The organism is Streptomyces sp. NPDC002730, from assembly GCF_042888805.1.
GTDB lineage: Bacteria > Actinomycetota > Actinomycetes > Streptomycetales > Streptomycetaceae > Streptomyces.
The window spans coordinates 1-11,425 of the sequence record NZ_JBIAQG010000037.1; the positions used below are offsets into that span (position 1 = coordinate 1).

At 66.4% G+C, this 11,425-nt stretch carries 9 protein-coding genes and 1 pseudogene; 6 read left to right on the forward strand and 4 right to left on the reverse strand.

Annotated elements, in window-relative coordinates; all coding sequences use genetic code 11:
- Window positions 1-62: 62 nt before the first annotated feature.
- The 3 genes from ACFYXH_RS41755 to ACFYXH_RS41765 form a co-directional block, all read right to left on the reverse strand.
- Window positions 63-227, reverse strand: a complete 165-nt coding sequence (locus tag ACFYXH_RS41755; RefSeq protein ID WP_389574912.1) for a hypothetical protein — start codon at window positions 225-227, stop codon at window positions 63-65.
- Window positions 228-642: 415 nt separating this feature from the next.
- The gene (locus ACFYXH_RS41760; RefSeq protein WP_389574915.1) at window positions 643-1,353 is read right to left on the reverse strand and encodes a transposase; all 711 of its coding nucleotides are present in this window, start codon (window positions 1,351-1,353) and stop codon (window positions 643-645) included.
- 37 nt (window positions 1,354-1,390) lie between these two features.
- Window positions 1,391-1,702, reverse strand: a complete 312-nt coding sequence (locus ACFYXH_RS41765) for a transposase (protein WP_389574930.1) — start codon at window positions 1,700-1,702, stop codon at window positions 1,391-1,393.
- A 681-nt stretch (window positions 1,703-2,383) separates the two neighbouring features.
- Here ACFYXH_RS41765 and ACFYXH_RS41770 point away from each other — a divergent pair.
- Together ACFYXH_RS41770 and ACFYXH_RS41775 are read left to right on the forward strand one after the other, a co-directional pair.
- Window positions 2,384-2,746: pseudogene (locus ACFYXH_RS41770) on the forward strand (transposase); the annotation flags it as partial.
- Between the two features lie 256 nt (window positions 2,747-3,002).
- On the forward strand, window positions 3,003-3,632 hold the full coding sequence (locus ACFYXH_RS41775) for a transposase (RefSeq protein ID WP_389574918.1): 630 nt from the start codon (window positions 3,003-3,005) through the stop codon (window positions 3,630-3,632).
- A 146-nt stretch (window positions 3,633-3,778) separates the two neighbouring features.
- Here ACFYXH_RS41775 and ACFYXH_RS41780 read toward each other — a convergent pair whose 3' ends face one another.
- Window positions 3,779-5,119 (reverse strand): IS4 family transposase, encoded by a 1,341-nt coding sequence (locus tag ACFYXH_RS41780; RefSeq protein ID WP_389574921.1) that lies wholly within the window; start codon window positions 5,117-5,119, stop codon window positions 3,779-3,781.
- 1,000 nt (window positions 5,120-6,119) lie between these two features.
- Between ACFYXH_RS41780 and ACFYXH_RS41785 the strand changes: the two genes are divergently transcribed.
- From ACFYXH_RS41785 to ACFYXH_RS41800, 4 genes are all read left to right on the forward strand, one after another.
- Window positions 6,120-6,401: a transposase gene (locus ACFYXH_RS41785; RefSeq protein ID WP_389574933.1), complete on the forward strand. Its 282-nt coding sequence runs from the start codon at window positions 6,120-6,122 to the stop codon at window positions 6,399-6,401.
- Between the two features lie 509 nt (window positions 6,402-6,910).
- The gene (locus ACFYXH_RS41790) at window positions 6,911-9,736 is read left to right on the forward strand and encodes an ATP-binding protein (RefSeq protein WP_389574935.1); all 2,826 of its coding nucleotides are present in this window, start codon (window positions 6,911-6,913) and stop codon (window positions 9,734-9,736) included.
- A 288-nt stretch (window positions 9,737-10,024) separates the two neighbouring features.
- Entirely contained in the window at window positions 10,025-10,402 is a 378-nt protein-coding gene (locus tag ACFYXH_RS41795; RefSeq protein ID WP_389574924.1) for a hypothetical protein, read from the forward strand.
- A 136-nt stretch (window positions 10,403-10,538) separates the two neighbouring features.
- Window positions 10,539-11,425: ISL3 family transposase (locus tag ACFYXH_RS41800; protein WP_389574927.1), on the forward strand; the 887-nt coding region annotated here is incomplete at its 3' end.

Below are 11,425 nucleotides of genomic sequence, written 5' to 3' on the forward strand. Positions count from 1 at the left end.
TTGGCAAGGTCACCTCCACAACGGAGCTTCGTTGCCTGTGGTCTCGCGCCCTCCTGGCATCGTCACACCGCCGTGACCTGCACACTCACGAGATCACCAGGACTTTGCAATCGCCCTGGCCTGTCTGGGGTCCAACGCTCAACATCAGCGGATTCGATCGAGTAGCGCAGCCTCAACCAGCCGAACTTGCGGGGCGAGAGCGGCAGCTCGCTGTACTTCTTGATCACATATCACCGTGGCGCACTCAACCGCAGGGCCGGGAAATCTGCTGGGTGGCTTCTGAGACAAAGCGCGGCGATTCGATCGCGCCCCTGCTGCTTCTGCCGCCAGGAAGAAACGAACCATCCGCGCAAGCACAATTGGATTTCTGTGCAAAGTGGGCTCGAACCGCCACCGGCCCGGAGAAAGGTCAAAGAGCCAGGCTTTTGCCGACTCAAGAAATTCCGGCGAATCGGGTTGAGACACAGAACTCGGCCAATTCCGCCGGAATGTTCCCACCGGAGCCCTAGCCATGGCGTCCTCCTTGCGCGTGAGGCGAAGCCAGCAATCGAGCCACCCGAAGCGGCTTAATAGCAAGCATTTGGGACAATCTATCGATGCAGGACGCTGCCTCCATCCGCCATCTGGCTGGTATGCATGACGTCAGCCACCTTCGCTGTTTCTCTTGGTGTGGGGCTGGCTTCTGTGGGGTAATGCGAAAGTGCCTTCCGACGCGTAAATAGAACCTGGTCGGACTGGTCGGAGGGGGTGTGGGCAGGTCGGGAGCCCGACGGTCGGGGGCGACCGCCGGGTGGGGGCGCGTTTGGTGTTCTTGGTGCGGCCGGCGGACTCGTGGTGGCCGGGGCAGACCCCGGCCCAGGACGCGAGATGTTTGGCGGAGGCGAACCGGGTCATGTCGCCGGTCTCGGCGATGACCACTTCGGCGGTGGCCCGATTGATCCCGGGGGTGGTGTCGAGCAGGTCGAGGGCGGGACGAAAGGGAGCCATCGCCTCCTCGATCCGTATGGTGAGCTGGTCGATCACCGCAGTGAGCTGGTCGTACTGGTCCAGATACAGACGGGCCAGGAACGCGTGGTGCGCACGGAATCGTCCGCTCAGCGCCTCGGTGAGTTCGGGAATCTTGTTCCGGAGCTTGCGTTTGGCTATCTCCGCGAGGACCTGCGGGTCGCGTTCACCGCGGATGAGGGCTTCGAGCATGGCCCGGCCGCAGACGCCCATGATGTCGGAGGCGACCGCGGAGAGCTTGATGCCTGTGTCCTCCAGGAGTTTCTCCAGCCGCTTCACCACCCGGGAGCGTTCCCGGGTGGTGACCGTGCGGGCGCGGATCAGGTCCCGCACCGGCTGCGACGGCACGAAGGAGGGCCGCACCGTGGGCGCCCAGCTGGGCCGGTCAGGCCGCGTCCGAGACGTCGGTCTTGCGACCGGGCAGGCTCTTGACCTGCCGCGCGTTGACCAGGATGACATTCAACTCGTCGGCCAGCACGTAATAATACGGCTTCCAGTACTCCGACGTCGCCTCGATCACTACCAGCGTCACCTGCGCGGCGATCAGGTGATCGCGCAGGGCGAGGACCGCGCTCGTGGTGGCGCCCCAGGTCGTGGTCTCAGTCGTGAAGGACCCGCGCCGCCGGGTACTTGGGGTGCGGACGCACACCTTCGCGTCCATCTTGCTGATGTCCATCCCCTCGCAACGTTGGCGCATGACATCCACCGCCCGCTCCTTCCATCACGAAGGCCAGGAAGTACGCCGTTCCGGGAGGGCCAGGGTGAAACAGGAATTCTGACGCACGTGCTCATAGCAACGCTCCACGGTTCCCGTGGACGGCCCTCAGCACCATGCTGAGCTACGAGCTGCACAGCATCACAGAGGCAACGGCTTCGGCCGGAACGACCACACTATGATCCCGAGCCCCCCCGCCCCTCGTGAGGACCTACAGGAGCACCTCCCACGCACGCCCGGATATACCGTGCCCCCGGCGCGCACCGAAGGCGCGCTGGGTTGCTGAGCTGCAATGCCGGTGAGTGAACCTCTTTCATCCTGAATAGTCGCAGGTCAGTCCCCCTGTCCCCTTCGGGTGCGCCTTGCCGGCGTGAAAACATGGCTGCGGCGCCTGCCCGCCGACGCCGGTAGCTCGTTGGGACGTTGAGCCCGTAGGTCAGTCTGGTGCCGGGGCCGCAGAGGGGCCACGCACTGTTGTCATCGAGCACGCCGGTCAGATTCTCGCTCCCCCGCGGCCCCCTGGGCGGGCGTCGGCCCGTACGGATCGATACCAGGGAGTTGTGCATGGCGGACACCGACGACCGCGGTGGCGTCGAGGAGATCGAGCAGGCCGAGGAGCTCGTGGCCCGTGTCGCGGCGATCGATATCGCCAAGGCGTCGGGCATGGTCTGTGTGCGGGTTCCGCATGAGGACAAGCCCGGTAAGCGCGTGCAGCGGGTCTTCAACACCGTCGCGACCAGCGGCGCGATTCTGGACCTGGCCGACCACCTGATCTGCCAGGGCGTCACCCTGGTGGTGATGGAGGCGACGTCGACCTATTGGAAGCCGTACTTCTTTCTGCTGGAGTCGCGTGGTCTGGAGTGCTGGCTGGTCAACGCCCGTGACGTCAAGAACGTCCCGGGCCGGCCCAAGACCGATCGCCTGGATGCGGTCTGGCTGGCCAAGCTCACCGAACGCGGCATGCTCCGGCCCTCGTTCGTGCCTCCGAAGCCGGTCCGTGAACTGCGCGATCTGACCCGGGCCCGGGCGGTCATGACCCATGAGCGCACCCGCCACAAGCAGCGCACCGAGAAACTCCTCGAGGACGCCCAGATCAAGCTGTCCACCGTGATCGCCGACATCTTCGGCGTCTCCGGACGCGCGATGCTGGAGGCACTGATCACGGGCGAACGCAGCCCTAAGGCGTTGGCGGACCTGGCCCACGGCACCATCAACCATCAAGGCCAGCCACGCCACCCTGGCCGAATCGCTGACCGGCCGGTTCGAAGAACACCACGCGTTCATGTGCCGGATACTGCTGGACACCGTCGACTACCTCACCGTGCAGATCGACAAGCTCACCGCCCGGATCACCCTGCGGCTGAGCGAGCTGGCCACCACCGAGGACGACGAAGGCCCCGGACAGGGCACCCTGATGCCGATCACCGACACCGAGCGCCTCGACGAGATCCCCGGCGTCGGCCCCAGCACCGCCCAGGTCATCCTCGCCGAGATCGGCCTGGACATGTCGGTCTTCCCCACCGGCGGCCATCTCGTGTCCTGGGCGAAACTCTCCCCACGCACCCTCCAGTCCGGAAACAAGAACACCTCCGGCCCCACCGGCAAGGGCAACCCCTGGCTCCGCAGTGCCCTGGGCGAAGCAGCAATCTCAGCCGCGCGGACCGACACCTTCGTCGGCGCCCGCTACCGCAGGATCGTCAAACGCCGTGGCCACATGAAAGCCCTGGTCGCCGTCGCCCGCTCCATCCTGGTGTCCGTCTGGCACCTCATGAACGACCCGACCGCCCGTTACCGAGACCTCGGCCCCGACTTCCACACCCGCAACCTCGACCCGGGCCGCAAGAGCCGCGACCTCGTCCGCCAGCTCAAGGCCCTCGGCCACGACGTCACTCTCACCCCGGCAGCCGCCTGACATCCCACGACCCCACCGCCCCGCACGAGCCCCCGACCGTCACCGTCGAGGGGCTATCTCACCATCCCCATCTGACCGTTGAGTTTTCCGGTCAACAGCGTGTGGACGGCTTGGACGGTGCGGCTGATGCGGCGGGTGGAGCAGCGTCAGGTCTTGAGTTGAGCGAAGGCGCGTTCGCCCGGGGCTCGTAGCCGGGCGTGGTTGCTCTGTAGTGACCTCGCGGCGGGCGATGTCCAGCGTGGTGGCGTCGGCGGCGGCCCGGGCGGCGACGGCCAGCCGGGCGAGTTGCACCGTGACGGTGAAGGAGATCCGGTCGGATCGGTCCCACCGTGTTCTGCCGCGCGCGTCTGCAGTGCGCACAGTGCCTGGTAGACGGTGAGGAGGGCGTTGATCCCCTGGCAGATCGGCTCGGGCGCCTTGGAGCGCAGGATGAATCCGGCGCCGCGCAGGCGGTTCTTCAGCTCCGCGAACCCGTTTTCGATCTCCCACCGCTGGTGATATGCCGTCGCCAGTTGGTGGGCCGGGGCGAGGCGGTGGCCCAGCAGGCTGGTGACCAGTCGGAACGTCTCGGTGCGGGGCGGGCAGGCCTGCGGGCGGATGGCGGTGTACTCGATGATCCGCACCAGGTGTCCCCTGGGCGGCTCGGCCAGGGTGCGTCCGGCCGCGCGGGCCTGACCGTGGCGGATGTTCTCCGCGGGCGTGCCCATGATGGACAGGTAGGACCCGTCGGACAGTACTCGCAGCGGCACGAAGACCAGGTTCTTCTTGATCCGCCAGACCAGGTGGGCGCCGGTGGCGCGGGCCAGGCCCCACACTGGAATCCGGCGAAGTGGCGGTCGGCTGTCCGGTCGCAGGGAGGCCAGCAGCCGACGGGCGAGCTTGTGCTCGCTGAACTTCGCGACGGCGTCGAAGGCCGCATCGACCAGGGCGTGGGTGCCGCATTCGGTCAGGGCCATCAGGCGGATCTGCGGGTGTCCGCTCTGGTCGACCCCGCCCTTGCCGGTGAAGCCGAACTCAGCGGCGTTTGCCGGGGTGTCGGGGACGTCCAGCGCGGTGCCGTCCCAGGCGACCAGCCGCAGCGCGAAGGCGAACGCACCCGGCGTGAGGGTTGTGGCCAGCGTGACGCACCATCGCCCGACCAGCGCCTGCAGTGGTTTGTCGCCCAGCCGCTGCCGGGCCCGTGTCAGGGCCGAACTGGGGGACGAGCGTTGCACGCACAGGCCCGGCAGATGCCGCAGCTTCTCCGTCAACGTGCGCAGGACCGACCGGTATCCCGGCGGCCCGGCACTGTCGGAGCTACTGAACAGGCACAACGCCAGGACGAAGTAGACCACCGACCGGGCGGGCAATAACCGGCGGCGACGCTCGCCGCAGCCGGTCAACTCCTCGCCCTCGTCCACCAGTTCAGGACGGATCCCCTCGGTCAACACGCCGAGACGGACGTGCTCGCCGAAGCGCCGGCCCGAGGGCGCCACCAGCCTGTTCAACGGGGCCTGGGCTGCCCTCGGTGATGGCAGACGGCATGCGGCCGATGGCACACTGAACACCCAGCGGAGCTCCCTCGCGGACAGTCGGATCTTGGTCGATCTTCTGTCCTACGGAGCCCCGTTGCCGCGTCCCAGCCTCCGGCGACACATCACCAGAAGTGACGGATCACGCCGGATCGCCACCGATCTCGCGATGACGCTCGCCGACGGGGCGAGACGATCACGGATCTGGCCGTGCTGCGGACCAGCGCGAGGTGTTCGGCCCGGTCGCCTCGACACCGACGGCCTGGCGACTACTGGCTGCCGTCGACAATCGGGTACTGGACCGGCTGCGGTCGGCCCGTGCTCACGCACGAGAAGTGGCCTGGCTGCAGGCCTGCAAGTCCCGCTCGGGCATACCAGCGGTGAAAGCCGGCGGACGGGAACCACCCTGCCTGAGCCGCACCCACTTACCATGGCGGCTTCGGGTTCCACCCGCTGCTGGGCTTCCTCGCCAAACGCCGCCGCCGAGCACACCGCGGTGCTGGACGACGCCCTCGCATAGATCCCCGACGCCCACCGACACGGCGCCGACCTCCTCCTCCGCACCGACAGCGCCGGATCCGCGAAGGCGTTCTTCGCTCTCCTCCGCAGCAGCCTGCATGAGTACGGCCTGGACCTGCGCTTCTCGGCCGGATAGGCGGTCACCGAGCCGGTCCGCCGCGCAATTCGGACCCTGCCCGCAGACCTCTGACACCCCACCCTGGACCAGAACGGAACACTGCGAGATGGCGCCCAGGTCGCCGAGCCGACCGGCATGGTCGACCTTCACGGCCATCCGGACCGCACCCGCATCATCGTCCGCCGCGAGCGCCCGCACCCCGGCGCCCATCTGCCCCTGTTCGACCATGACGAGGGCCTGCGGCGCTAGGTCTTCCTCACCGACACACCGTTCGCCTACGCAGGCTCCGCCCAGTTCCTGGAGGTCCGCCACTGCGGACACGCCACCGTCGAAGACCACATACAGTGCAGCGAGACCACCGGTTTCCGCCGCTTCGACGTCCACGCCGCCTGGCTCGAGCTCAGCCTCGCAGCCATCAACCTCCTCACCTGGACCCGCGTCCTCCTCCTGGACGACGAACTCACCGCCGACGAACCCAAAAAACTCCGCTACCGGCTCCTGCACGTCGCTGCCCGGATCACCCATGGCGGCCGCCGCCTCCATGCCCGACTGGCACCACCCCAAACGACCCTGCTCAACCACCCAGCAGCCTCAACTGAAACAGCGAGGCCGATACAGTGACATTCAGACCGCGATCACTGGACGGACGACCCAGCTCCGGCCAACCCAGCGCGCATGCGGTCCGGCACAGGGGTGGATTCCCTCGGGGCCCGCTCGACCGCCTCCACACAGCGAGCGGGAGTCGCGGCGTCCGAGCGTCAAGGAATCACGCGTACCGCGCGATCCCATCGCGAGCAGGATCCCGCGTCGACGGATCGACACGCGACCTGCCGACTCATGGTTGATCTTGGGAGACCGCGATCTGGCACAGGCGGCCCACTGACGCCCCCATCGCGCCAGCCCCCATGACCAACCCTCCGCACCCCTATCGAATCACCTAGAAAGAGACAAGATCTGTTTACGCATTGCCCTCGCTACATGTAGCTTTATCTGTAGCGAGCGCTATGCCATGAGAGCGGGTTCCGCTCCCCTGATGAGCACTACCACCGCGGGTGTTCGTGCGCCTGCTGGCAGTAGCGGGCGGCCTTTCCGGCACCGACTATGCGAGCAGGTGGAGAGATGGGAAACAAATGAGCGCCGTGGCAGCCAAGTTGATAGGTCGATCGGCAGAACTCGACCGACTTGGAACGCTGATGGAAGTAGCTGCCTCCGGACGCGGCCAGGCGGCCCTGATCGAAGGAGAGGCAGGGGTAGGGAAAACGGCCCTACTGAATGCCGCTGCTGCCTACGCGCGGAATATGGGCATGCGAGTTCGCCGGTGCTCCGCTCACGAATTGGAACGCAGTCCGTCCGCGAGGGCGATTCGTTCCTGCCTACTGCCGACAGATACGACTCACACCCACCTCAAGGATCTACTCCCCCCGGGGCGGGTTCCCACCGGCGAGCAAACACTGACCGGACCCACCGGATTGCTGACCGAGGTCGACGAATTGGCCTCCCAAGGACCGCTCGCCCTACTGATCGATGATCTACAATGGGCGGACGACGCAGCTCTCTTCGCACTGAGTGACCTTGTTCAGTCGCTGACCGACCTACCACTGCTCCTGGTGGCCGCCGGACGGGTCTTGCCTGGGGCCGCTCCGGCGCAGCGCCTGAGGAAGATGCTGCTAACTCGGGCAGGCCTGCTGCACCTGAAACCCCTGCCACAGGCAGCCGTGCGCAGGTTGGCGGACAACATGCTGGAAGCGACTCCCGGCCCGCATCTCTTGCGCTTGCTTGATGAGGCCGCCGGAAACCCACGATACATCGCTGACGTTATAGGCGCCCTTGTTCGCGAAGGCGCCGTCACGGTCGCCGATGGGGTGGCAGAGGTAACAACGAGCGCAATCCCTATGTCATTGAACACGGTAATAGCGCACCGTCTTAACGACCTGTCCCCCCGAGCTCTCCGTGTGCTAAGGGTGGCCGCCGTTCTACATTCAGAGTTCACCTTGCAGGACCTGGCGGTCACCACCGCGCTGCCCATGAGCGGAGTCAGCCCGCTGGTCCAAAACCTAGTAGAGGCTGGGCTGTTCAGCGAGACTCAGGAACGGCTTGCTTTTCGCCATTCGATAGTCCGCCGGAGTCTGTACCTCAGCCTTCCGACGCCGCTGCGCGGCGCCCTCCACCTAGAGGCGGGCCTGGCCCTCGCTGCACGCTCCGCGCCCCCGAAGCGAATCGCAGAGCATTTTATCCTGGCGCCATCGCCGGGCGATCCACGTGTGGTGGCGTGGCTGGCAGCTCAGGGGGGCTTCCTTATCGGCAAGGATCCCCAAACAGCGCTGGCCATTTTGGAGCGCGCTGTGGTGTGCATCGACACGGCCGATCCCCGCCGTGCCAAGTTGCGCTTCCATATGGCCACCGCACTCTCGCGTCTGGGACGATCGGCTGAGGCATGCGAGCAGGCAAAAGTAGCGCTGGCTGACAACTGTGAACCTGCGCTCGAGGGCGAGCTGTGGTGGGAGCTTATCTATGCGCTGTACCTGGCTGGTCACCCTGACCGCTGCGTCGCCGAGGCTGATCTCGCGCTCCACTCAGGAGCTCTGTCGCCTGAGATGTCGGTCCGCATCCAGGCATACGGATCGATCGCTCTCCTCCCGGTCGAACCAGAACGCGCTGAGAGGGAAGCACGACAGGCGGCCCGCACAGCAGAACTCCTCGATATCAAAAGCGCGCTGGCTGACGCGTTGGGCACGTTGGCCCTGGTCCACTATCAGCGGTGGCAGCCTTCGAAGGCGCTCACATTGGTCGACCGCGCACTTCAGGTAGCTCCCCAGGAAGTGGCCTACGATGAGCGCCGGATTCGGCTGCACGTTATCCGCAGCTACTGCCTTCTGCTGCTTGGGCGTCACCAGGAGGCAGAAGCAGCGATCGGGGACTGCCGGGCGATCGCCGTACATCTTGGCGCCACTGAGCATCCTCACTTCGATTTTTGCCGCGCGCTGGTCAAGTTCACCATCGGCCAGTGGGACGAGGCCATGGTAGACATTTACAGCGGGTTGCAGGCAGAAGCCCACAGCACCGGGTGGCTGGCCACCGCTCTCCACAGTCTGGCAGCCATCATTGCGACCCGGCGCGGTGATCTTTCGGCCTCCCGTGCCCACCTCGGCAGGGCACTCAAGGGGGATGCGGTCGCCTCCCCCTTCTATGCATTCCTAACGCTGTGGGCGCAATGTCTCATGGATCAGGCGCGGGGCGCCCCGGAGCAAGCCCTCGACCGGTTCCTCACTGCTCGCTGCTCTCTGGCCCCCGCCCCCGCGATGCTGCTTGCGCCACGACTGGTGGGAGTGGCTATCCAACTTGACAAGCGAGGCCTGGCGGAAGAACTAACAGCCGAGGTCGAGGCGCAGGCTTCCGTGGGCTCGTCCGCAATAGCGACCGGCATCGCTCGGCATTGCCGTGGTCTGGTGGCGGGGGATCCTGGCCCTCTTCTGGAGGCTGCAGCCTCGTACGACGATCTTCCGTGGCCGCTGTTCCGGGCTTATCACTCGGAAGACCTCGCTGCGGCCCATGCCCAATCGGGCCACGTCCCACAGGCACGCGAGGCCCTCTACAGAGCAGTCGACATCTATACGGCACTGGACGCATCTTGGGACCTCACCCGCTCCATGTCGCGTCTGCGCAGTCTCGGAGTCCGGTGCGGGCACCGCGGCCCTCGGCGGCGCCCGTCAACCGGGTGGGAGAGCCTCACAGATACAGAGCTTGCTGTTGTTGATCTCGTCGCTCAGGGGCGGTCCAACCCCGAAGCCGCAGCGGAGCTGTTGGTATCTCGCCGCACCATTCAGACTCATGTCTCCCATATCTTGGCCAAGCTCACGCTCAAATCTCGAGTCGAGATTGCCACCGAGGCCGCCCGACACGGCAGATGCATGCAGCAGGGGCACGGAGTGAGGCATGCCACGGAACTAGAGACCTGAGTCAGAGTTCGCCATTTGTCTGGTGAAGGTGTTCGATACCGGTTTAGGCTATCGTCGGCCGTTTCGGGCGGAGGTACTGCCCGATTTAGTTTCGGGCTTGCGGTCACCCGACTGGTCATGGAATTGACCATGCCCCAGTGGATCATTGATCGGGAGCGTGTAGGCGGCAGGGGCATTACATGAAGGGGATTCGTCCGGTTCGCCGGTATCGGGTGCGACATCGCGTCATGTTCGTTATGAGGCGACGTCGCACCCGGACAGCAGAACAGGCACGGTGTCGGTGATCATGTGGTTGTCGAGACCCATGAGAACCGAGCGAGACTGTGTCTGCCCGAACGTCATCGCCCTTCCCTGCCACGCTGGAGCAACTGTGCTGCTTCCTTCGACCCTGCTGAACAACGGATCGACGGTGACGCGCTGGACGCGGCGATCAGCGCGCATCTGCAGGCCCAAACGCTCCCGGCGCCCCAGCCGGAGACGAAACGGCCCCCGCTGCGGGCGATCGCAGTCGACGGCAAGGTGCTACGCGGCTCGCGCACCAAGACCGCCACAGCGATCCAACTGCTGGCCGCAAGGGACCACCAGGGCGTAGTCCTGGCCCAGCGGCAGGTCGCCTCCAAGAGCAACGAAGTCCCTTCCCTCCCGACTGCCCGCCACAGTCCGTGATGGTTGGAGCGGTTGTCGGTCCTGGATGCAGGAGGCCCGTGGTCCTGGGTGATCATTTCTGTTCTTGACGCAGAACGATCATCTGGGAGCCACGGGCGTGGTCAACGATACGACGTTGTTACTGGACCTGGAGGGGGTGTCCGTCATACGGGTCGAGCGGCTTCAGGACGGTACGCGCCGGGTGCACCTGGCCACGGCGGACGAGACGGCCCGGGCCTGCCCGGAGTGCGGCGTCTTCGCCTCCCGTGTGAAGGGGCCGGCGACCACCCGGCCGCGCGACCTGCCCTACGGCGAGCGGGGATTGGTGTTCTTCTGGCACAAGCGCCGCTGGTGGTGCGGGGAGCCGGCGTGTCTGCGCAAGTCGTTCACCGAGCAGATCCCCCGGATACCGGCGGGGGCGCGGCTGACCGCCCGGTTACGGGCTGCGGCCGGATGCCGGGTACGGGACGCCGGCTCCACGATCGTGCAGGCTGCCCGTGACCCGGGCCTGTCCTGGCCGGTGGTGATGGACGCCTTCCGTACCGCCGCGGCGGCAGTGACCGAGGCGCCGCTGCCAGACGTTCAGGTGCTCGGCATCGACGGGACGAGGCTCGGCCGCACCCGCTGGGAACAGGACCCCGACACCGGGAAATGGGTGCTGACACGGAATCGCCGGCACACCGGGTTCGTCGACGCACTCGGCACCGGTGGACTGCTCGGCCGGGTCGAGGGCCGCGGTGCCGCGGACGTCCTGGCCCGGCTGTCCACCACGCCCCTGGCCTGGCGAAAGAACATCCGCTACGTCGCCATCGACATGTCGGCCACCTACCGCGCTGCGATCCGCACCGGACTCCCGGACGCTGTGATCGTGGTCGATCACTTCCACGTCGTCCAGCTCGCCAACAAGATGCTCTCCACCGTGCGGCGCCGCACCACCGCCGAACTCCGTGGCCGGCGCGGACGCGCCACCGACCCCGAGTGGAAGGCCCGACGCCGCCTGCTCCGCAACCGCGAGGACCTCACCCCCGAACAGTTCACGACGAT